The sequence below is a fragment of the Pseudomonas viridiflava genome (assembly GCF_003702045.1).
Lineage (GTDB): Bacteria > Pseudomonadota > Gammaproteobacteria > Pseudomonadales > Pseudomonadaceae > Aquipseudomonas > Aquipseudomonas viridiflava_C.
In genome coordinates this window covers 355,400-376,616 of sequence record NZ_RBTP01000069.1, presented here as the reverse complement: position 1 = coordinate 376,616, position 21,217 = coordinate 355,400, and the positions used below count along the sequence as shown (strand labels likewise).

Sequence of the window (21,217 nt, the reverse complement as noted above, 5' to 3'; positions counted from 1 at the left end):
CGAAGGGCGTGGGGGCTTCGGGAGGTTACGACGGCTGCGATGGGCTACGCAGCGGCCCCCTGAGTTGCATCTGATCCAGCGCATGTTCACGTGTGCTGCCGGTGCCCGGCAGATCGCGGACAAACGGCGCGCGACCTCTGAGGCGTAGCGGCGAGTCGCTTCGAGCAGAAGCCGGTTCGACGTTGACTCAGTCAGTCATTTCTCTCAAGACGCCTTGCTTTCTTCCTTCGCCCCTCTAAGCATCGAGTCGAGGTTTCGCTCAATGTTTTCGCACAGCGATGTCATCTGAATTTCGTGTTCGCTGGCCTTGAACGGGCTTTGCAGGTCGGTACCGATTTTCTCGATCGCCAACAACATGAAGCCCACCACGGTGGACGCCAAGGGCGTGAACCAGCCGAGGGTTTCGACCAGGCCGATAGGGACGATCAGGCAGAACAGGGTGATGAACAGCCTCGGAAACGCCACGTACGGATAAGGAAGCGGCGTGTTGGCGATCCGCTCCATGCCGCCCTGGCAGTTGGAAATATCCACCATCGTCGATTCAAGGCGCGCCAGACGGATGCTGTCCAGACGACCGCACTGGTATTCCTTGGCCAACAGCGCGGCCGAAGTGTTGAGCAGGTCGTTGGGAAAGTTGTTGGTGTCAAAGCGCCGCTCGAACTCTTCACGCGGGATCAAGGCTTGTACCTCGTCGCCGCAATGCGTGCCCTTAAGGTGTGCAGACAGGCATTTGACGTAGGCCACGTGACGACGCAGCAAAGTCGCTTTTACCGGGTTGATACCGTCGTCGTCCTCGACCAGCGTCAGCACCTGGCGGGCGAAACTGCGCGAACTGTTGACCAGCGCACCCCACAGCGTGCGGGCTTCCCACCATCGGTTATAGGCGCTGGAGTTTCGGAAACTGGTCAGCACCACCAGCGCCGAACCCAACAGGGTCAGCGGCATGGACGGCAAGGTGATCTTGCGCTCCAGGTACAGCATGAAATCGACCGTGACAATCACGTCCCAAATCAGCAGCCAGAAGAGCGACCAGCCCACGTATCCGATTGTCTTGCCCAAAAACCGGATTTTTCCCATGATCGTCTGCTGCAAAGGACTACCCCGTCGATAAATAAGCGAGACCGCATTCGGACATCCTCGCTACTGCAAGGGGTTTGAATGCCAAATGGGCAGATGGTTCGCCAGCGGCCCGCTTTATCTCAAGGGTTTGATCGTTTTTCAGCAGCTGCTCAACGCGACCTGCGGACGCTCTCCTGCAAAGAAAATCGGACGCAGCCGCACGCCAATGACGTTCCCCGCGTAGGCCGCGACCAGCCACAGCCAGCCGTGAAGGCTGCCGGATGCGATCCCGCTGAAATACGCGCCGATGTTGCAGCCGTACGCCAGACGCGAGCCGTAGCCGAGCAGCAAGCCCCCGATCACCGCCGCCACGATGGAGCGCGTCGGAATGTCGAGATTCGGGGCGAAACGTCCGGCCAGCCCAGCCGCGAGCAGCGCGCCCAGCATGATGCCGATATCCATGACGCTGGTGATGTCTTCCCAGACTGGCGCGGCCAGTGCCTTGGCATTCGCCGCGCTCTGCCAGAACACCCAACTGCCGACATCCACGCCCAGACCGCTCGCCACTTTGGCACCCCACAAGGCGAATGCAGAGGTAATGCCCCACGGCCGACCGGCCAGCGCCAACGTTGCGTAGTTCAAAACAGCCAGTGCCACAGCGCCCCACACCAGAATCCAGGGCCCGCGCAACAATCGGCGAAGGCCGCGATGCTCAGTGGCGACTGGCGCTTCAAGCTGACCATGACGGCGCTTTTCGAGACGCACGGTAACGAATGCGATCAGGGCGAACAGCGCCAGGTTGCCGAGCAGCGCCGGGATCACGCCAAAGCTCTTGACCACAGATGTGGCTGGAAACGAAGGCAGGGCGAACCACCAGTCAACGTGATGAGTGGCGATCAGCGAACCGAGGATGAAGAACAGCAGGGTAATCAGCATCCGCGCGTTACCGCCGCCGGCCGTGAACAGCGTCCCTGACGCACACCCACCGCCCAACTGCATGCCGATGCCGAAAATAAACGCACCGACCACCACGGAGACGCCAGCTGGCGCAACCAGCCCGGTGACCGGCTGCCCGAACAGCGTGCCAGCACCCAACGCCGGGAAGAACAGCAGCACGGCGACGGCGAGCATCACCATCTGCGCGCGCAGACCGGCACCGCGTCGTTCACGAATGAACACCCGCCAGGCCGATGTGAATCCAAACGCGGCGTGATACAGGGTGACACCCAGCGCCGCCCCGAGGATCCATAGCAGAACCTGACGAGTGCCTACACTGAGCAGCAGAAACTGCGCGCCCATCAATAACAGAAACAACGCCGCCAGCGGCGCGCCATACGCGCGGCCGGGTGTTGCAGACAGAGAAGTGTTCATAGGTCTCTCGACAACGAATTAACAGAATAAGGCGATTATACGTGTACCAAAGGCTTACTCGGACCAGACCTTGCGCAGCCTGTTCAGCGCCTCGCTGATCTGCACCTCAGGCACAGCGGCAAAACCCAATACCAGTCCGGCTCGCTCATCCATTGGCTCGGCCGAATCGGGCAACCAGTAGCTGCTCAAGGCCGTGATCTCAACACCGACGCGGGTTGCGCGCTCGATCAGCTCACGCTCCCGGGCCAGGCTGTCGACCTTGATCATCACATGCAGCCCCGCCGCCACACTGGGCATCGCCGCGCAACCAGGGATATCCGATGGCCAACCGGCCAGCAATGCATTGCGACGACTCAGAGACGCTCGACGCACCCGGCGGATGTGCCGCTGGAAATGCCCCAGTGCGATGAACTGCGCCATGACCACCTGAGTACTGACTTCGGTATGGCGCATGTCCACGGCCTTGCGCTGACTGAAGGGCTGGACCAACTTCTGCGGCAGCACCAGATAACCCAGCCGCAAGGCCGGAAAGGCAATCTTGCCGAAGGTGCCGACATACAGGACCCGCCCGTTGCGATCCAGTGCGGCCAAGGGTGCCAGCGGCGCCCCGCTGTACCGGTACTCACCGTCGTAGTCGTCCTCGATGATCCAGCCCTGACGCTTCTCGGCCCAGTCCAGCAGCTCAAGGCGTCTGGCCAGACTCATGACCACGCCAGTCGGGTATTGGTGAGATGGGGTGACGTAGACCAACTTGCAATCACCGTGTGTCAGATCGGCGCAACGCAGCCCCTCTCCATCAACAGCCACTCCCTTGAGCACAGCACCTGCAACCGCGAAGGCATGACCAGCGGCGCGGTAGCCAGGATTTTCCACAGCAACGCCTTCACCGGGCTCCACCAGCATCTGTGCACAAAGGCTGATAGCGTGTTGCGCGCCGCTGGTGATCACAATTTGCTCAGCCGTGCAGTGAAGGCCTCGTGAGGAACGCAGATACGCCGCGATCAGCTCTTTCAGCTTTGGCTCGCCCGCCGCAGCGCCATAGCCCAGCATGGCAGGGTCCGGACGACGCCAGAATGCTGCATAGAGCTTGCCCCACAGGGCGAATGGGAACAGGTCAACGGCGGGCACGCCCACGCGAAAAGCTTTAGGGGCTTCGCCGGAAGGTGCTGGAAGCTGATGGTTTTTTAACCGATTCAGCGCCGAACTGTGGATAACTTCGTCCCGCCAAGCGCCCAGAACTTGCTCATTAAATGTGGATAAGCCTGTGGACAAAGCTGTAGACAAACCTGTGGACAAGTCGGTGGATAGTTTTTTGCTGCCCTCCTTGTCAAGCACGTCCTTGCGCCCCGGAAGGCTCGCGACGTACGTGCCATCTCCTACCCGGGTTTCGATGAAGCCCTCGGCATACAGTTGATCGTAAGCACGCATCACGCTGTTGCGGGAAATCGCCAGCAGATCCGCCAGCTCGCGGCTCGCGGGCAGGCGCGTTCCACTGGCTAGCCGGGCGTCCAGTATTTGCTGGCGTAATGCGCGATAGAGCTGTTTGCTGAGGCCTTGACGCCTGTCCAGCCTGATGCCGGTCAGCGTGGAGGGAAAAGAAGGCGCATCGGACGACATGGATTGGCTCTATGAAATCTCTGAGAAATGGATCTTACAACAGACCAATGCGCTGACTAAGATCTGTTCATCGGCCAAGGAGCATCGCCATGTACACACCTGCAGCATTCCGTGACGACGAAACGTCCAGACTCCATGAGCAGATCAACCAGACTCGCCTGGCCATTTTGATCACGTGGGACGAGGAAGGCATGCAGGCGTCGCACCTGCCCCTGTTGATGCGCGAGGACCAAGGCCCCAACGGCACACTTTACGGTCACTTGGCCAAAGCCAATCCGCAGTGGCGTCAATTGGACACGTGTGCCGAAGCGCTGGTGATCTTCCCTGGCGAAGACGCTTACGTCAGTCCTTCGTATTACCCGAGCAAAGCCGAACATGGCCAGGTTGTGCCGACCTGGAACTACCTTGCAGTTCACGCTTACGGCAAGGCGGAAACCTTTACCGATGCGTCCCGGCTACGCCAGTTGCTGAATGATCTGACGGCCAGACACGAATCCGATCGTGCCCAACCCTGGTCCATTGACGACGCGCCCGCCGAGTACATCAGCAAAATGCTTCGTGCAATCGTCGGCTTCGCCCTGCCCGTCCAGCGACTGGAAGGCAAACGCAAACTCAGCCAGAACCGCAGCGCTTCGGATATCGCCGGGGTCAGAGACGGGCTTGCCGCGAGCCAGAAAATCAACGAACAGCAAATCGCTCGTTTGATGAGCGATCAGGAGGAGGCGTCATGAGTGATGTCCTGATTCGCCCGGTGACGGCTGATGATCAACAGGCATGGTTGCCGCTATGGCAGTCCTATCTGCGCTTTTACAAAACCGAACTGGCCGAAGGTGTCAGCGAAGTGACCTGGCAGCGCTTGCTCGACCCGAACGAGCCGACACACTCCGCCTTGGCGTGGGTCGACGGCAACGCGGTGGGCATGGTGAACTTCATCTATCACCGTTCCAACTGGAGTATTGGCAACTCCTGTTACCTGCAAGACTTGATCGTCGCGCCGGAGCAGCGTGGCACGGGTCTTGGAAGGCAACTGATCGAACATGTCTACGCGACCGCAAAGGCAGACGGTTGCGAGAAGGTGCATTGGCTGACCCACGAGACCAATGCCACGGCCATCCAGTTGTATGAGCGTATCGCTGATCGCGCCGGCTATATTCAATTTCGCAAAGCGCTTTGAGGAACTGATTGATGTCTGAGACTCCACTGGATTGGCAACCCGCGACATTGCCTGGCCCCCACCCCCAGAACGGTCGCTTCATTCGCCTGGAAAAGCTGGACACAGCCCGGCATGCCGATGACCTGTGGTCGGTACTTCAGGGACCGGATGCCGACCCCACGCTCTGGGATTTCCTGCCCTACGGGCCCTTCAACGAGCGCGACGCATTCGATGCCTGGCTGGCCGGGCATCAGGTGGCGACTGATCCGTGGTTCTACGCCGTGATCAATCAGCAGACCGGCAAGGCCGAGGGCGTGATCAGCTACTTGTCGATATTCGCGGTACACGGCCGGATCGAAATTGGTCACGTCACGTTCAGCGCCGCCATGCAGCGCACGCCGAAAGGCACCGAGGCGATCTATCTGCTGGCCAAGGAAGCTTTCCGACTGGGCAATCGCCGCCTGGAGTGGAAATGCAACGCCAACAACGCCCGCTCCAAACGCGCCGCCGAGCGATTCGGCTTCAGCTACGAAGGTACGTTCCGTCAGCACATGGTGGTCAAGGGCGCGAGCCGTGACACCACCTGGTACTCGATCCTCGACAGCGAATGGCCAGCCCTGCAAACCGCGTTCGAAGGCTGGCTGGCTGTGGATAACTTCAAGGACGGCCAGCAAATCGAAGGGCTGGAGGCGTTTCGGCAGTAGGCTCAGCGTGCGAGACCGGTTCGGACGCGGAGCGTCCCGAGCGACATTCCCACGCAGAGCGTGAGGAACGATCACCAAGCCTGAATGTGGGAGCGGACTTGCCCGCGAAGTGGCTGGCCCATTCAATCGAGACGGCGCGTCCAAAAAAGCCTTCGTGGACAGTCCACTCCCACGGCCGAAATCGTGCCCGCTCCAGATGCTCATCGCGACTTTTGTATAACGATGAGTGCTCGCGTGGGCATGCAGCCGGGACGCTGCGAGCTGTACGAATAAAAAAAGGGAGCCACGAAGGCTCCCCCAGAGGTAAACGGCTCAGCTGTCGGATCGGCTCTCTGCCCGATCAGCCTTCGATTTCGATCAGGACTTCGCCCGGGTTCACGCGGTCGCCCTTGGCAACGTGGATAGCCACGACCTTGCCGGCGATGGAGGCCTGGACTTCGGTTTCCATCTTCATCGCTTCGGTGATCAGTACAGCCTGGCCGACCTTGACCACGTCGCCTTCCTTGACCAGCACATCGACGATGTTGCCCGGCATGGTCGTGCTGACGTCGCCCGGTGCATGCGCCTGCTTACGCTTGCTGGCCCCGCCGCTGACAAACTCGTTGAGCGGTTCGAACACCACTTCTTCCGGCATGCCATCGATCGACAGGTAGAAGTGCCGCTTGCCCTCGGCCTTGACGCCGACGCCAGTGATGTCCACGCGGTAGGTTTCGCCGTGTACGTCGATCACGAATTCTGTCGGCACGCCCTCTCCGCCTGCGCGGGCAACGCTGCCCGCTTCGGGAATCGGCAACAGCACTTCAGGCGTCAGCGTGCCGGCGGCCCGCTCTTCAAGGAATTTACGGCCGATGTCCGGAAACATGGCAAAGGTCAGCACGTCTTCTTCGGACTTGGCCAACGAGCCGATCTCGGCACGCAGTTTGGTCATTTCCGGTTTGAGCAGATCGGCCGGGCGTACGTCGATCAACTCTTCGTTACCGATGGCCTGACGACGCAGCTTTTCGTCCACCTGCCCCGGCGCTTTACCGTAGCCGCCTTGTAAGTACAGTTTCACTTCATTGGTGATGGTCTTGTAGCGCTCGCCTGCCAGTACATTGAAAAACGCCTGGGTGCCGACGATCTGCGAGGTCGGTGTGACCAGCGGCGGATAGCCCAGGTCTTTGCGCACCCTGGGTATCTCAGCCAGCACTTCGTTCATGCGATTGAGCGCGCCCTGCTCCTTGAGCTGGTTGGCCAGGTTGGAAATCATCCCGCCCGGCACCTGATTCACCTGCACACGGGTATCGACGGCGGTGAATTCGCTTTCGAACTGGTGGTACTTCTTGCGCACGGCATAGAAATACAGGCCGATGTCCTGCAACAGTTCCAGATCGAGCCCGGTGTCGAACTCGCTGCCCTTGAGCGCCGCGACCATAGACTCGGTCCCCGGATGACTGGTGCCCCATGCGAAGCTGGAGATGGCCGTGTCGATGTGATCAGCGCCGTTCTCGACGGCCTTGAGCTGACACATCGCGGCCAGACCCGCCGTGTCATGGGAGTGAATGAACACTGGCAGCGACTGCTCGGCCTTCAGCGCACGCACCAGCTCGCCTGTGGCAAACGGCGTCAGCAGACCGGCCATGTCCTTGATCGCAACCGAGTCGCACCCCATCGCTTCCATCTGCCGGGCCTGCGCCACGAACGCATCGATGGTGTGTACAGGGCTGGTGGTGTAAGCGATGGTGCCTTGCGCGTGCTTGCCCGCTGCCTTCACCGCTTCGATGGCCACGCGCAAGTTACGCACGTCATTCATGGCGTCAAAGATGCGGAACACGTCGATACCATTGACTGCCGCCTTGGCGACAAACGCCCTGACCACATCATCGCTGTAATGACGGTAGCCCAGCAGGTTCTGGCCGCGCAGCAGCATTTGCAGGCGAGTGTTGGGCAGTGCCGCACGCAACTGACGCAGGCGCTCCCACGGGTCTTCTTTGAGAAAGCGCACGCAGGCATCGAACGTCGCGCCGCCCCATACTTCCAGCGACCAATAGCCGACCTTGTCGAGCTTTTCGCAGATCGGCAGCATGTCCTCGGTGCGCATACGCGTGGCCAGCAGCGATTGGTGAGCATCACGCAGAATGGTGTCGGTAACGAAGATCTTCTTGGACATTTTCAGTATTCCTTACAGGCCTGCGTGGGCGGCAATGGCGGCGGCGATGGCCAGAGCCAGCTCTTCGGGTTTGCGCTTGATCGAATAGTTGGTCAGTTCAGGGTGGCTCTCGACGAAGCTGGTGTTGAACTCACCACTGCGAAATTCCGGGTTACGCAAAATTTCCTGGTAATAGGCAGCCGTGGTTTTCACCCCTTGCAGGCGCATGTCGTCCAGGGCGCGCAGGCCGCGGTCCATCGCTTCTTCCCACGTCAGCGCCCAGACGATGAGCTTCAGGCACATCGAGTCGTAGAACGGCGGAATGGTGTAGCCGGTGTAGATCGCCGTATCGGTGCGCACGCCGGGGCCGCCGGGCGCGTAGTAGCGGGTGATCTTGCCGAAGCTGGGCAGGAAGTTGTTTTTCGGGTCTTCGGCGTTGATCCGGAACTGCAACGCGAAGCCCCGGTGAATGATGTCTTCCTGCTTGACCGACAGCGGCAGGCCGGACGCGATACGAATCTGCTCGCGAACGATATCGATACCGGTGATTTCTTCGGTAATGGTGTGTTCCACCTGAACGCGGGTGTTCATCTCCATGAAGTACACCTCGCCTTCGGCAAGCAGAAACTCCACGGTGCCCGCGTTCTCGTAGCCCACGGCCTTGGCGGCACGTACCGACAGATCGCCGATGTAGGCGCGCTGTTCTGGGGTCAGTTGCGGGCTGGGGGCGATTTCGATCAGCTTCTGGTTGCGACGCTGGATCGAGCAGTCGCGCTCGAACAGATGCACAACATTGCCAAAACTGTCGCCGAGAATCTGTGCCTCGATGTGTTTGGGGTTGACGATGCACTTTTCGAGGAACACTTCGGCCGAGCCAAAGGCTTTGGTTGCTTCCGAGATGACTCGGGGAAAAGCCTGCTCCAGTTCTTCACGGCTGTTGCAACGCCGAATACCGCGCCCGCCGCCGCCGGAGGTGGCCTTGAGCATCACCGGATACCCGATGCGATCGCCTTCAATGAGCGCTTCGTGAATATCAGCCACATTGCCTTCAGTGCCCGGCGTGACGGGTACACCCGCCTTGATCATGCTGCGACGCGCTTCAGTCTTGTCACCCATGCGACGGATGACTTCAGCGGAAGGACCGATGAACTTGATCCCGCGTTCGGCGCAAATGTCCGCCAGTTCAGCGTTTTCAGACAGAAACCCGTAGCCGGGATGCAGCGCATCACAGCCGGTTTCCACAGCCAGATTGACCAGTTTGCGCGGGTTCAGATACCCGGCCAGCGGTTCGGCACCAATGCTATAGGCCTCGTCAGCGCGTTTGACATGCAAGGCATGGCGGTCGGCGTCGGAGAAAATTGCCACCGAGCGAATGCCCATCTCGGCGCAAGCGCGCACGATACGAACGGCAATCTCTCCACGGTTGGCAATCAATATTTTTTTTATCACTGGCGTTCCCTCGACCTTAAGGACCAACGTCACGGCTGCTTTTTTGTAACCGGGCATGTGACTCATTGCCGCAGGGACACCCTATGCCTGATCGACAATTAATAAAAATGAGTAAAAATTGGGTTACCCATAAGCAAAAGCTTATAGTCGGCGTTCAATCAATCTTCGGGGGCTAGCTGAAATGCGTAAGTCATTGATGCGTATGACATTGCGTCAACTGCGTATTTTCAATGAGGTGTGCGACCTGCGCTCCTACAGCCGTGCCGCCGAGGAAATGGCGCTGACACAGCCTGCGGTCAGCTTGCAGATTCGCCAGTTGGAGGAATTGGTCGGCCAGCCACTGTTCGAGTACGTCGGCAAAAAGCTCTACCTCACCGAGGCGGCCGAGGCATTGCAGGCCGCCAGCCGCGACATCTTTGGGCGACTGGAAAATCTGGATATGCAGCTCTCGGACATGCAGGGCTCTCTGCAAGGCCAGCTCAAACTGGCCATCGAATCGAGCTGCAAGTACTTCATCCCACACCTGTTCGCGGCGTTCAAACGCCACTACCCGGAAGTCAGCCTGAACCTGACCGTGGTCAACCGGGCACTCGTCATCAGGCGGCTTTCGGATAACCGGGATGATCTGGTGGTGATGTCGATGGTGCCGCAGGACATGGGCCTGGAATTTCTGCCGTTTTTGAACAACCCCATCGTTGCAGTGGCGCCGCCTGATCATCCACTGTGCAGCCAGCCCTCACTGACCCTGAAAGACCTTGAACCCTGGCCGCTGCTCACACGCGAGCCCGGCTCAGGGACGCGCCGAGCCTGCGAAGAGTATTTCAAGGAAAAGCGCGTGCACTTTACGCAGACGTCGGAGGTGTCATCCAGCGAGGCGCAGCGTGAATGCGTGGTGGCGGGGCTGGGGCTGGCCGTGCTGACGCGACATGCCGTTTGCCAGGAACTCGCCTTGGGCACGCTCGTTGAGCTGCCCGTGGCGGAGCTGCCTTTATACCGAAGCTGGTGCGTGGTTCAGGCCAGGGACAAACGCCTGTCGCCGGTCGCCCACGCGTTCCTGGCGTTCATCCGTACCGAACGTGCGCAAATCAGCCAGCTTGTCGAGCGTTTTGACGGACGCCCACGGATGGCGTGACGGTCTGCCAGACGGTGCCGCTCACGCTGTCCATGTAATCGCAGAGATCCTGATTGAGCTGACGCGCCTCACAATAGCTCTCGATAGCGCGACGAAATTCCATGCGACGCTGATCTTCCTGCTGACGGCGGGTTTTCACGGTGCTGTTGGGTAAATCGTCGTAGTGCCGAGCCATGTCCTGTCTCCCAATACGTTTTGAGGGAGCACCAGAATGAAGCGCACGGGTGACAGTCAGGCGGCACGAAGATGACAGATCGATGAACTTTCGTTCGTCGAAAGGGCTGTCAGTCTTCGTGGGTCTTGATCGACTTGGGTGACAAACGCAAACCGCGCAGGCTGCGCTTGACGCTTTTCAAATGGTTGACCAGGCTCGGGCCACGGGCCATTGCGACACCCATTGCCAGCACATCGATCACCACCAGATGCGCGATGCGCGAGGTCAGCGGGGTATAGATCTCGGTGTCTTCATGAACATCAATGGCCAGATTGACCGACGACAACTCGGCCAGCGGCGTCTGGCTTGGACACAACGTGATCAGGGTCGCACCGCTTTCACGCACCATGTTGGCGGTGATGAGCAGGTCCTTGGAACGGCCGGATTGTGAAATGCAGACCGCCACGTCCGTTGGCTTGAGGGTCGCCGCCGACATCGCTTGCATGTGTGGATCGGAATACGCCGCCGCGGTCAGCAGCAGTCGGAAGAATTTGTGCTGCGCATCTGCAGCCACTGCACCGGACGCCCCGAAGCCGTAGAACTCGACACGATTGGCTCCCGCCATCGCCGTAACGGCCAGTTGCAGCGCGTGGGGATCAAGGTTCTCGCGCACTTCCATCAAGGTGTGCAGCGTGGTATCGAAAATCTTCAGGCTGTAGTCGGCAACCGAATCGTCTTCGTGAATCGCGAACTGCCCGAAGCTCGCGCCTGCGGCCAGACTCTGGGCCAGCTTGAGCTTGAGGTCCTGAAACCCGGTGCAGCCGATCGCGCGGCAAAAACGCACGATGGTCGGCTCGCTGATTCCGACGCTATGCGCCAGATCGGCCATTGAGCTGTGCATCACGGCTGCGGGGTCGAGCAGCACATGGTCAGCTACCTTGAGCTCCGATTTACGCAACAGGTGACGGGACTGTGCGATATGTTGCAGCAGATTCAAAAGGCAGACTCGATAATGAAGCGGTGGGCGGGGTGTAGCTTTCTTGTAGTTATACTACATGACCTGCGGGACGCCCAGTTAAACGAACGTGAAACGTCATGCTCGGCATTTAGGAGGGCGATTCATAAAAATATGTGGGAATAATCCTACATAACCGACGTTCTCCCGGAAATCATAACGCGCTCAGAATCATTGAAGCAGCATTTCGGCCATTGCTCTCACCAATCTGCCTGTTGATGAAATAATCGCGTGCCGACCGGTCGTCAGCCTTGTGGATTTTTTATTGTCTGACGCAAAGCATGGTTTGCCCACCATGACGCAGCACCCTAGAATGCGCCGATGCGCGATGATCTCTCTCTGCTTCTCAATTCCCTCAACGATGCCCAACGCCAGGCCGTAGCCGCCTCCGTGGGTCGTCAGTTGGTTCTGGCCGGTGCTGGCTCCGGCAAAACCCGTGTGCTGGTACACCGCATCGCCTGGCTGATGCAGGTCGAGCAAGCCTCCCCGCACTCAGTCCTGTCGGTGACGTTTACCAACAAGGCGGCTGCCGAGATGCGTCATCGCATCGAGCAACTGATGGGCATCAGCCCGGCAGGCATGTGGGTCGGCACTTTTCACGGCCTGGCGCACCGCTTGTTGCGGGCGCACTGGCAGGAAGCCGGGCTGGTGCAAACCTTCCAGATTCTGGACAGCGACGACCAGCAACGTCTGGTCAAGCGCGTGATCCGCGAGCTGGGTCTGGACGAACAACGCTGGCCTGCCCGTCAGGCACAGTGGTTCATCAATGGCCAGAAAGATGAAGGGCTGCGCCCACAGCACATTCAGGCCAGCGGCGACCTGTTCCTCACCACCATGCGCAGTATCTACGAAGCCTATGAGGCCGCCTGCCAGCGAGCGGGAGTGATCGACTTCTCCGAACTGCTGCTGCGCGCTCTGGACCTGTGGCGCGACAACCCTGGTCTGTTGGCGCATTACCAACGGCGCTTCCGCCATGTACTCGTGGACGAGTTCCAGGACACCAACGCGGTGCAATACGCCTGGTTACGTCTGCTGGCCCAGGGCGGCGACAGCCTCATGGTGGTGGGCGACGACGATCAGTCCATCTACGGCTGGCGCGGCGCCAAGATCGAGAACATTCACCAGTATTCATCTGACTTCCCGGACACTGAAGTCATCCGTCTGGAGCAGAACTATCGCTCCACGGCGAGCATCCTCAAAGCGGCCAACGGCCTGATCGTCAACAACAGCGGTCGCCTCGGCAAAGAGCTGTGGACCGATGTCGGCGACGGCGAGTTGATCAGCCTGTACGCCGCCTTCAACGAGCACGACGAAGCGCGTTACGTGGTCGAAACCATCGAGAGCGTGCTCAAGACCGGTATTTCGCGTAACGACATTGCCATTCTGTACCGCTCCAACGCCCAGTCGCGGGTACTGGAAGAGGCGCTGTTGCGCGAGCGTATTCCGTATCGCATCTATGGCGGCCAGCGATTCTTCGAGCGCGCCGAAATCAAGAACGCAATGGCGTACCTGCGACTGCTGGAAGGTCGCGGCAACGACGCGGCGCTCGAGCGAGTGATCAACGTTCCGGCACGCGGCATCGGTGAGAAAACCGTTGAGGCGATTCGTGAGCATGCCCGACACGCCGACGTCTCGATGTGGGAGGCCATGCGTCTGCTGGTCGCCAACAAAGGCCTGACTGGCCGCGCAGCCACTGCGCTGGGCGGGTTCATCGAGCTGATCGAGAACCTGTCGGCCAAAGTCATGGACATGCCGCTGCACCTGATGACCCAGACCGTCATCGAGCAGTCCGGGCTGATTACTTATCACGAGCAGGAAAAAGGCGAGAAAGGCCAGGCTCGGGTAGAAAACCTTGAGGAACTGGTCAGCGCTGCACGCGCCTTCGAGAATACCGAAAGCGAAGAGGACCTGACGCCATTGGCCGCTTTCCTGGGTCACGCATCGCTTGAAGCGGGCGACACCCAAGCTCAGGAACATGAAGAAAGCATCCAGCTCATGACGCTGCACAGCGCCAAGGGGCTGGAATTCCCCCACGTGTTCCTGGTGGGCATGGAAGAAGGCCTGTTCCCGCACAAAATGAGCCTGGAAGAGCCCGGCCGTCTTGAGGAAGAGCGTCGTCTGGCCTACGTTGGCATCACTCGCGCCATGCAGCAACTGGTCATGACGTATGCCGAAACACGCCGTCTGTATGGCAGCGAAACCTACAACAAGGTATCGCGCTTCGTGCGTGAAATCCCGCCGGCGCTGATTCAGGAAGTGCGCCTGTCCAACAGTGTCAGCCGACCGTTCGGCGGCACGCAGAAGGTCAACAACAGTAGTCTGTTCACCGGCACCGGGATTCCGGAAACCGAGTTCACCTTGGGCCAGCGTGTGCAGCACGCGGTATTTGGCGAAGGCGTGATCCTCAATTTCGAGGGCGCAGGCGCTCAGGCCCGCGTGCAGGTCAACTTCGCTGAAGGCAGCAAGTGGCTGATGATGGGCTACGCGAAGCTGGTGGCTTTGTAACCGGTTTCGATTGTTCCTATGCTCCGTATGCCCACGCGGAGCATGCGCACGATCATCATCAGCTTTGGGATTCGTGATTGTTCCCACGCGTTGCGTGGTAACACCGCCCGGGACGTTCCGCATCCGCTCTGGAATATGACACCTATCGTCACGACAGCACGCTCATCGTTAATGCCTGGGTTGTGCTTTCATTCAGCGAAACTTATGTATAACTGCACGTACAAATGACCAAGCCCACAAGCTAAAGCGAAATGTCTTACGCCTTTTATGTAAAAGTCCGAAACATTAACGCGCTGGTCATGCAGCCATGTGCTGTGCAACATGGCGCGCGTGCAATCACAAAACGGGAATACCCATATGCAACGTTTTCTTAGCTTCGCGATGGCGCTGTGCATCGGGCTCACTCTGAGTCTGGATGTGAACGCCGCGCGTTTCGGTGGTGGCAAGAGCATGGGCTCGGCGCCGAGCCATCAAGCGCGCCAGACTGCACCTGCAACCCCTGCCGCAGCGCCTAATGCTGCAGGTCGCCCAACGCCTGCCGCCAGCGGCGCGTCCCGTTGGCTGGGCCCATTGGCCGGCATCGCTGCCGGTGGCCTGCTGGCGGCGATGTTCATGGGTGACGGCTTCCAGGGCCTTCAACTGTTCGACTTCCTGATCGTAGGCCTGATCGCCTTCCTGATCTTCCGCTTCATTGCGCGTCGACGTCAGCAGCAACAGCCGAAAATGGCCGGTGCCGGTGCGCCATACCAGCGTGAAACCAGTCAGCCTGCGCAAAACCCGATTTTCGGCAGCAGTTCGGCGGCTTCCGCAGCGCCGGTTATCAACGCGCCTGCCTGGTTCAACGAAGAACGTTTCCTTGAGGCCGCTCGCAGTCACTTCCAGTCGCTGCAACAGCACTGGGATGCCAACGAGATGGACAAGATCGCCGAGTTCGTGACCCCGCAAATGCTCCAGTTCCTGAAAAAGGAACGTGCGGACCTGGGCGATGGCTTCCAGTCGACTTACATCGATAACCTCACCGTTCAGCTGGACGGTGTGGATGATCGTGCCGACAAGACGATCGCGACGCTGACCTTCTCGGGTGTTTCCAAAACTTCGCGCTTTGATCAGGGCGAAGTGTTCAGTGAAAGCTGGAACATGGAACGCGCACAAGGCGACAACCAACCCTGGCTGGTTGCGGGAATTCGCCAGAACGGTTGAACCAGATTACGTTCATGCGTTCAGAACCCCGGACATGTCCGGGGTTTTTCGTTTATCCGTTCGGATAGTTATTTTGAGAAAGCCTTTACGCTACTGTATAACCCGCGCCATCAAGTGAGAGGATCTGTGTCGTGGAAGAAGTCATCGAACAACTGCGTGAAGCAAACGAACCGGTTCCGGTTCCGCTCGAACTGCCTGATGAAGACCAGTTGGTCGAGATCGAGGAACAGCTGTTCATCAACATCCCGTTTGTCTTCAAGGAGTTTCTCCTGACCGTCAGCGACGTGGTGTATGGCAGCCTGGAGCCGGTCACGGTCACCGACCCGCAGTCGCATACCTACCTGCCGGAAGTGGCGGCAACCGCTTGGGACAATGGCGTGCCACGCGAGCTGATCCCGATCTGCCAGGACGGTGAAGACTACTACTGTGTCGAAGAAGACGGCACCGTGCTGTTGTGGTCAGCCGAAGAAGAACTGGTCACCGAAGAAAGCTGGGAATCGGTCTGGCATTGGGCGCGGGATGTCTGGCTGGAAAGCTGATATCCGCTGATCGACGCCTGCCGAAAAATGTGTCACCGGGCTCAATGCCCGGATGACTCCTGATTGTTGTTACCCAGTGTCTCTATCAACGCCAGTTGCATGCGCGTATGCACGCGGATGAACCAGCGCCACAAGAGTGCAGCCACTAGCGCTGCGACCAGAGCGACCACCAGCAGTAATTCGTTGGCCGGCAGAATGCTTGCCGACAGCGCTGCCAGCATGACGAAGATCACCGCCAGCGAAACCAGTGGAATCACTTCAGCCACGACCTTGCGTACCCGTGCGGTGTGACGCCCTGCCATTTCCGGCTTGACGCCCATCTCGGCCAACAGCATCGACAACGCTTTGAGCTTGCGATAGGCCGCGATCAGGAACGGCAGCGACAGCAACAAGGCCGCGCCACAGATCCATGCCTTCTGGTGGCTGATGTCACCGATCCATTCGCTCATGTAGCCGCCAATACGCTCGGCAAAATAGCCACCACTGAAGAAGATTGCTATCACCAGCGCCAGGTTGACGCCGACCTGCAGCAGGATGCGCCGGATTATTTTGGCCAGCACCGCCCCCTCCCCTTGTGGCTGAATGCTGCGCAGCCATTCACCGTACATATTGAAAACGCGAGCGATGCGTGCGGGCACTCTTGCCGCCAGCTTGTTCGACAGCGGATCAGCGCCCCGAATCAAGTAGGGCGTCAGCAACGTGGTGATAGCGGAAACAGCCACCGCCACGGGATAGAGAAAGTCACTGGTGACCTGCAATGTCATGCCGAGCGCCGCGATGATGAAGGAAAACTCGCCGATCTGTGAAAGACCCATTCCGACGCGCAGCGAAGTGCGGCCATCATTGCCCGCGATAAAGGCGCCCAGCCCGCAGGAAAGCATCTTGCCCAGCACCACGGCGACGGTAATCACCGCGATAGGCCAGGCGTAATCGAGCAGGATTTTCGGGTCGATCATCAAGCCGATTGCCACAAAGAATATGGCGCTGAACATGTCCCGGATGGGCTCGATCAGGCGTTCTATTTTTACCAGCTCCCGGGATTCGGCCATGATTGCACCGATCAGGAACGCACCCAGCACCATGCTGTACTCCAGCTTGACCACCAGCAGGCAAAAACCGAAACACAGGCCCAGCACGGTCACCAGCAGCATCTCGTTGCTTTCGAATCGCGCCACGTACGCCAGCACACGGGGCACCAGCAAAATACCGATCACCAGCGCCACGATCATGAACAGCGATAATTTGCCGACCGTCGAGAACACTTCACCAGAGCTGACCGAACCGCTGACCGCAATACCGGAAAGCAGCGCAATGATGCCGATCCCCAAGATGTCTTCAACAATCAATACCCCGAAGATCAGTTGAGCGAAGCGCTCGTTCTTCATCTTCAGATCGTTCAGCGCCTTGACGATGATGGTGGTCGAGGAGATCGCCAGAATCGCCCCCAGAAACAGCGAGTCCATCGTTTTCCAGCCGAAGAACTGGCCGATCTCGTAACCGATCCAAATCATCAAGGCGATTTCGAGGAAGGCGGCAATGAACGCCGTGGCACCGACCTTGAACAATTTGCGCAGGCTGAATTCCAGCCCCAGGCAGAACATCAGAAAGATCACGCCCAGTTCAGCCAGAATCTTTATCGTGTCTTCGTCGTGAATCAGGCCAACGGGTGGCGTATGCGGCCCGATGATGAAGCCGGCCACGATGTAGCCCAGCACCACGGGTTGCCGCAGCCGATGAAAAAGGATGGTAACCACACCCGCTACCAGCATGATCACTGCCAGATCCTGAATGAAATTGATGGCATGCATGGGGTGCGGCTCCTTGTGAAGGATGACTTCTCGACCGGTATCGACGCTCCCTGTCACGTCATATAGCGGTAACCTCGCCATCAGAGTCTGATAAATGCGTAGTAAAAACCCCGATCCACGGGTTTTTGAAGGGTAACACCGCCCCCCTCGGCAGAAAGCCGGTGCAATATATGGAAACAGATAGGCCGCAAGCGTGACGGCTGCCTGACAGCCAGCGTCCCGATAATGTGATTGCAAGACCCTTCAACCCCTGAGCGCCAGCATAGGCGCCCACCAACACCTTGACCGTGTGAGTACGCTATGGAACCCGGAAACGCCCAGCTGTCGATGACTGTATTGATGACCCCGGACATGGCCAACTTCTCTGGCAACGTACACGGCGGTACGCTGCTCAAGTACCTGGATGAAGTGGCTTATGCATGTGCCAGCCGCTATGCCGGACGCTACGTGGTGACGCTGTCTGTGGACCAGGTGATATTTCGCGAGCCGGTACACGTAGGCGAACTGGTGACGTTCCTGGCGTCGGTGAACTACACCGGCAATACCTCGATGGAAGTCGGCATCAAAGTGGTGACGGAAAATATCCGCGAGCGCTCGGTGCGCCACTCCAACAGTTGCTTCTTCACGATGGTGGCCGTGGACGACAATCGCAAACCGGCCAGCGTCCCGCCGCTGGAGCCTGAAAGCGCCGACGCCAAACGCCGCTACATTCAGGCGCAACAACGCCGCCAGCTCCGTCAGGAACTGGAAAAGCGGTATCAGGAAATCAAGGAAGAAGCCTTGTAAGACCTGGCCCAGGCAGGGATGCCTGAACCAAGCGTCTGATTTGAGCGATTACAGCCGGGTCGCTTCGAAACGTACGCGCGGATGCGCAATGCGGTCCTGAGCACGCACCAGTTCCAGTTCATAACTGCCGCAGGCCTGGGTTTCGAGCAGCACTTCATGCACGGCAGACGCGGTGAATTCGAATGCCGCGACCAAGTCATCACCCAGCAGGACGCGCGACAGAAACAGGCCGGAGGTCAGGTCGCCCACGCCCACTGGCTGGCGCGGAAACGCCAACAATGGACGGCGCAGGTGCCAACTCGCCTCGGCAGTCACCAACAGCATTTCGAAGCCGTCAGCGGCCTTGCCGGGGTAATCCAGGTGCTTGACCACTACCGCTCGGGGACCGCGTGACAACAAGGCCTTTGCCATTGCCAGACAGTCGAGCAGGGATTCGGGCTTGCGGCCTGAGAAACTGTCCAGTTCCAGCTGATTGGGGCACAGGAAGTCGGCTACTGCTGCGGCCTCCTCCAGCAGGAAATCGCTGACTTCTGCCGGAACGATGCACCCTTTCTCAGGGTGACCCATCACCGGATCGCACAGATACAGCACCTTGGGGTTGGCGGCCTTGATGCGCGCCACGCCGGTCAGGATCGCCCGCCCTTGCGCTGCACTACCCAAATAGCCGGACAGTACGGCATCGCAGTTGCCCAGCTCGCCAATCGCGGCGATACCATCGATCAGGGCCGGGATCTGCTGTGGTGCCAGCACTTCACCCGTCCATTGCTTGTACTGCGTGTGGTTGGAGAACTGAACCGTGTTGAGCGGCCAGACATTGACCCCGATACGCTGCATCGGAAACACCGCTGCACTGTTCCCAGCGTGGCCGAAGACCACATGGGACTGGATAGCGAGCAAGTGGGGTGTACGTTTCATGGGAGTATCCTGAACACGATGCAAATGCAGTAATGAGAAATATAAGTCGCACAGTATGGCTGTAAATCACTCAGGACAGTTAAGCTGGTGGCTCCTTTGCTGGAGCACTCCGTCATGCTGACCCTGGGAAACATTTTCGTGCTGATGCTGTTCGCAAGCGCTGCGGCCTGGTGGTGGCACGCTCATGGTCTGCGCGAGAAAGCATTGGAGCGCGTCAAGCAGCACTGCGCCCGGCTCGAACTCGAGTTGCTGGACGGTAACGTCGCCCTGCGCCGCCTCACCTTTGCCCGCGACGCCCAGGGCCACAGACGATTGGCCAGGGTGTACGGCTTTGAGTTCACCGTCACCGGTGAACAGCGCCATCCCGGCACGATCACGATGTTCGGGGCCCATACCGCGCAGATCGAACTGGCACCCTACCCGTTTGAAATCAAGACGCCCCCGCCCAGCGCCGAGATCATCCAGATGAGCGAGTGGCGTCAATCGCATCAGAAGTGGAAGCAGTAGTCGCCAGAAAAACCGGGAGATGCCTTTACCTGTCTAATCCAGCGCTGGCTCGCAACCGCTTGTCGGCGATGGAGATCAGGAGAGCGGCGTCATGGTCCTTCGCGGACAAGTCCGCTCCCACGGTCCAGTAAAATAGAGTGGCGCTTCTAGTCATAGTTTAATGAGGCACCCGGCCATTTGTGCCTGCAACATCTCCACGTCTTGAGGCGTCGCGAAAATCAGTTCCATTCGCGAATCCTGTCGCCATTCGCTGGCGTGCCAGGCCAATCGCCCGCTGTCTGCGACATTCCCTGAATACCAACCGCCCTCGCTGTGGATAACCATCTTCGCCCTTCGCCAAGACAGGCTTTCCAGCCAATGCAGGGTGCGTGTCAGGTCGAAACGCTGTGAGGGGTGCCAACGCCAGCCGATGCTCCAGCCATCCTCGCCCTCATGACTCAGGCAGATGGGCACGTTGGGGTCGGTCCAGACCATTGGCAACAGCCCGACGCTGGGCGGCAGCACCAGGTTATCCACAGCGGATTTATCCACAGCGTTGTGATGCGCATAACCCGGCAACAGCTCGACGGGCAATTGTCCATAACGCGTCCAAAACAGGGAATGACCTGCCAACTGCGTGATCAGCGCCTGCCTGGCAGACTCGTCCAGGTGTTCGGATTTGTTCATGACCACCAACCCGGCCAGTACCAGTGCTTGCTCTTGGGTGGGAGGCAGTGACTCACCCTCGCCCAGTGCCAACGCATCGAGCACCATGATGCCTGGCTGGAGCGCAAGCACCCCGCGCCAAGGTGCTTCGCGCAATTGCGCCATCAGTTGCGCGGGATGGCCCAGCCCGGAAGGCTCGATCAACAGACGGTCAGGCCTGGCCTTGCGCAGCAGGCGACTCAACCCGATCTGGAATGGCACGCCGTTGACGCAGCACAGGCAACCGCCAGCCACCTCACCAATTGCGATACCATCCTCAGCCGTGCTCAGCAGCGCAGCGTCCAGGCCAATTTGCCCGAATTCGTTGACCAGTACGGCCCACCGCTCATGGGCCGGGCGCTGGGCCAGCAGTTGTTTGATGAGGCTGGTCTTGCCGGCACCCAGCGGGCCGCCGATGACGTGTGTGGGAATGTTCTGCAGCATATGAGTGACTTCTGCGAGTGCGTTCGTCATTGAAGAACGAGGATAGG

At 59.2% G+C, this 21,217-nt stretch carries 19 protein-coding genes; 9 read left to right on the top strand and 10 right to left on the bottom strand.

The window, feature by feature from the left end:
* Positions 1-204: 204 nt before the first annotated feature.
* The 3 genes from ALP40_RS22465 to ALP40_RS22455 form a co-directional block, all read right to left on the bottom strand.
* Entirely contained in the window at positions 205-1,077 is an 873-nt protein-coding gene (locus ALP40_RS22465) for a bestrophin family protein (protein ID WP_181116215.1), read from the bottom strand.
* 141 nt (positions 1,078-1,218) lie between these two features.
* The gene (locus tag ALP40_RS22460; RefSeq protein ID WP_122210343.1) at positions 1,219-2,430 is read right to left on the bottom strand and encodes a YeeE/YedE family protein; all 1,212 of its coding nucleotides are present in this window, start codon (positions 2,428-2,430) and stop codon (positions 1,219-1,221) included.
* 54 nt (positions 2,431-2,484) lie between these two features.
* On the bottom strand, positions 2,485-4,047 hold the full coding sequence (locus ALP40_RS22455) for a PLP-dependent aminotransferase family protein (protein WP_122210342.1): 1,563 nt from the start codon (positions 4,045-4,047) through the stop codon (positions 2,485-2,487).
* Between the two features lie 89 nt (positions 4,048-4,136).
* Here ALP40_RS22455 and ALP40_RS22450 point away from each other — a divergent pair, with 89 nt between their 5' ends.
* Genes ALP40_RS22450 through ALP40_RS22440 form a run of 3 tightly spaced genes read left to right on the top strand, consistent with a single transcriptional unit; the run spans position 4,137 to position 5,904 of the window.
* Positions 4,137-4,778: an FMN-binding negative transcriptional regulator gene (locus tag ALP40_RS22450; protein WP_122210341.1), complete on the top strand. Its 642-nt coding sequence runs from the start codon at positions 4,137-4,139 to the stop codon at positions 4,776-4,778.
* Positions 4,775-5,221 (top strand): GNAT family N-acetyltransferase, encoded by a 447-nt coding sequence (locus tag ALP40_RS22445; RefSeq protein ID WP_122210340.1) that lies wholly within the window; start codon positions 4,775-4,777, stop codon positions 5,219-5,221. Before ALP40_RS22450 ends, ALP40_RS22445 begins: the two co-directional genes overlap by 4 nt.
* A gap of 11 nt (positions 5,222-5,232) precedes the next feature.
* Positions 5,233-5,904: a GNAT family N-acetyltransferase gene (locus ALP40_RS22440; RefSeq protein ID WP_122210339.1), complete on the top strand. Its 672-nt coding sequence runs from the start codon at positions 5,233-5,235 to the stop codon at positions 5,902-5,904.
* Between the two features lie 340 nt (positions 5,905-6,244).
* Here ALP40_RS22440 and oadA read toward each other — a convergent pair whose 3' ends face one another.
* The gene (gene oadA, locus ALP40_RS22435; RefSeq protein ID WP_122210338.1) at positions 6,245-8,053 is read right to left on the bottom strand and encodes a sodium-extruding oxaloacetate decarboxylase subunit alpha; all 1,809 of its coding nucleotides are present in this window, start codon (positions 8,051-8,053) and stop codon (positions 6,245-6,247) included.
* 12 nt (positions 8,054-8,065) lie between these two features.
* Positions 8,066-9,481, bottom strand: coding sequence for an acetyl-CoA carboxylase biotin carboxylase subunit (locus ALP40_RS22430; protein ID WP_122210394.1), 1,416 nt, complete (start codon positions 9,479-9,481; stop codon positions 8,066-8,068).
* 181 nt (positions 9,482-9,662) lie between these two features.
* On the opposite strand from ALP40_RS22430, the gene ALP40_RS22425 reads away from it, so the two are divergent.
* On the top strand, positions 9,663-10,613 hold the full coding sequence (locus tag ALP40_RS22425) for a LysR family transcriptional regulator (RefSeq protein WP_122210337.1): 951 nt from the start codon (positions 9,663-9,665) through the stop codon (positions 10,611-10,613).
* Here the strand turns inward: ALP40_RS22425 and ALP40_RS22420 are convergent.
* Both ALP40_RS22420 and hexR read right to left on the bottom strand, forming a co-directional pair.
* On the bottom strand, positions 10,567-10,788 hold the full coding sequence (locus ALP40_RS22420; RefSeq protein ID WP_122210336.1) for a PA3496 family putative envelope integrity protein: 222 nt from the start codon (positions 10,786-10,788) through the stop codon (positions 10,567-10,569). The two genes, ALP40_RS22425 and ALP40_RS22420, sit on opposite strands and share 47 nt — an antisense overlap.
* Positions 10,789-10,897: 109 nt before the next feature.
* The gene (gene hexR / locus ALP40_RS22415; RefSeq protein ID WP_122210335.1) at positions 10,898-11,764 is read right to left on the bottom strand and encodes a transcriptional regulator HexR; all 867 of its coding nucleotides are present in this window, start codon (positions 11,762-11,764) and stop codon (positions 10,898-10,900) included.
* A gap of 339 nt (positions 11,765-12,103) precedes the next feature.
* Between hexR and uvrD the strand changes: the two genes are divergently transcribed.
* From uvrD to ALP40_RS22400, 3 genes are all read left to right on the top strand, one after another.
* Positions 12,104-14,287 (top strand): DNA helicase II, encoded by a 2,184-nt coding sequence (gene uvrD, locus ALP40_RS22410; RefSeq protein WP_122210334.1) that lies wholly within the window; start codon positions 12,104-12,106, stop codon positions 14,285-14,287.
* A 357-nt stretch (positions 14,288-14,644) separates the two neighbouring features.
* Complete coding sequence (locus ALP40_RS22405; RefSeq protein WP_122210333.1) at positions 14,645-15,487, top strand: Tim44 domain-containing protein; 843 nt, start codon at positions 14,645-14,647, stop codon at positions 15,485-15,487.
* 131 nt (positions 15,488-15,618) lie between these two features.
* Entirely contained in the window at positions 15,619-16,026 is a 408-nt protein-coding gene (locus ALP40_RS22400; protein ID WP_122210332.1) for an SMI1/KNR4 family protein, read from the top strand.
* A 41-nt stretch (positions 16,027-16,067) separates the two neighbouring features.
* On the opposite strand, the gene ALP40_RS22395 is transcribed toward ALP40_RS22400, so the two are convergent.
* On the bottom strand, positions 16,068-17,834 hold the full coding sequence (locus ALP40_RS22395) for a cation:proton antiporter (protein ID WP_122210331.1): 1,767 nt from the start codon (positions 17,832-17,834) through the stop codon (positions 16,068-16,070).
* 300 nt (positions 17,835-18,134) lie between these two features.
* Here ALP40_RS22395 and ALP40_RS22390 point away from each other — a divergent pair, with 300 nt between their 5' ends.
* Complete coding sequence (locus tag ALP40_RS22390) at positions 18,135-18,620, top strand: acyl-CoA thioesterase (RefSeq protein WP_122210330.1); 486 nt, start codon at positions 18,135-18,137, stop codon at positions 18,618-18,620.
* A gap of 48 nt (positions 18,621-18,668) precedes the next feature.
* On the opposite strand, the gene pdxY is transcribed toward ALP40_RS22390, so the two are convergent.
* Complete coding sequence (gene pdxY, locus ALP40_RS22385; protein WP_122210329.1) at positions 18,669-19,535, bottom strand: pyridoxal kinase PdxY; 867 nt, start codon at positions 19,533-19,535, stop codon at positions 18,669-18,671.
* 114 nt (positions 19,536-19,649) lie between these two features.
* Between pdxY and ALP40_RS22380 the strand changes: the two genes are divergently transcribed.
* Positions 19,650-20,042 (top strand): DUF3301 domain-containing protein, encoded by a 393-nt coding sequence (locus tag ALP40_RS22380; protein WP_083181938.1) that lies wholly within the window; start codon positions 19,650-19,652, stop codon positions 20,040-20,042.
* 150 nt (positions 20,043-20,192) lie between these two features.
* Here ALP40_RS22380 and ALP40_RS22375 read toward each other — a convergent pair whose 3' ends face one another.
* Positions 20,193-21,170: a GTP-binding protein gene (locus ALP40_RS22375; protein WP_122210328.1), complete on the bottom strand. Its 978-nt coding sequence runs from the start codon at positions 21,168-21,170 to the stop codon at positions 20,193-20,195.
* Positions 21,171-21,217 lie beyond the last annotated feature (47 nt).

Coding starts and splice junctions, on each gene's coding strand:
- ALP40_RS22460 (WP_122210343.1), bottom strand. CDS start 2,430: ATGAACACTTCTCTGTCTGCAACACCCGGCCGCGCGTATGGCGCGCCG.
- pdxY (WP_122210329.1), bottom strand. CDS start 19,535: ATGAAACGTACACCCCACTTGCTCGCTATCCAGTCCCATGTGGTCTTC.
- ALP40_RS22445 (WP_122210340.1), top strand. CDS start 4,775: ATGAGTGATGTCCTGATTCGCCCGGTGACGGCTGATGATCAACAGGCA.
- ALP40_RS22450 (WP_122210341.1), top strand. CDS start 4,137: ATGTACACACCTGCAGCATTCCGTGACGACGAAACGTCCAGACTCCAT.
- oadA (WP_122210338.1), bottom strand. CDS start 8,053: ATGTCCAAGAAGATCTTCGTTACCGACACCATTCTGCGTGATGCTCAC.
- ALP40_RS22440 (WP_122210339.1), top strand. CDS start 5,233: ATGTCTGAGACTCCACTGGATTGGCAACCCGCGACATTGCCTGGCCCC.
- ALP40_RS22375 (WP_122210328.1), bottom strand. CDS start 21,170: ATGCTGCAGAACATTCCCACACACGTCATCGGCGGCCCGCTGGGTGCC.
- ALP40_RS22395 (WP_122210331.1), bottom strand. CDS start 17,834: ATGCATGCCATCAATTTCATTCAGGATCTGGCAGTGATCATGCTGGTA.
- ALP40_RS22390 (WP_122210330.1), top strand. CDS start 18,135: ATGGAACCCGGAAACGCCCAGCTGTCGATGACTGTATTGATGACCCCG.
- ALP40_RS22405 (WP_122210333.1), top strand. CDS start 14,645: ATGCAACGTTTTCTTAGCTTCGCGATGGCGCTGTGCATCGGGCTCACT.
- ALP40_RS22425 (WP_122210337.1), top strand. CDS start 9,663: ATGCGTAAGTCATTGATGCGTATGACATTGCGTCAACTGCGTATTTTC.
- ALP40_RS22465 (WP_181116215.1), bottom strand. CDS start 1,077: ATGGGAAAAATCCGGTTTTTGGGCAAGACAATCGGATACGTGGGCTGG.
- ALP40_RS22420 (WP_122210336.1), bottom strand. CDS start 10,788: ATGGCTCGGCACTACGACGATTTACCCAACAGCACCGTGAAAACCCGC.
- ALP40_RS22380 (WP_083181938.1), top strand. CDS start 19,650: ATGCTGACCCTGGGAAACATTTTCGTGCTGATGCTGTTCGCAAGCGCT.
- ALP40_RS22455 (WP_122210342.1), bottom strand. CDS start 4,047: ATGTCGTCCGATGCGCCTTCTTTTCCCTCCACGCTGACCGGCATCAGG.
- uvrD (WP_122210334.1), top strand. CDS start 12,104: ATGCGCGATGATCTCTCTCTGCTTCTCAATTCCCTCAACGATGCCCAA.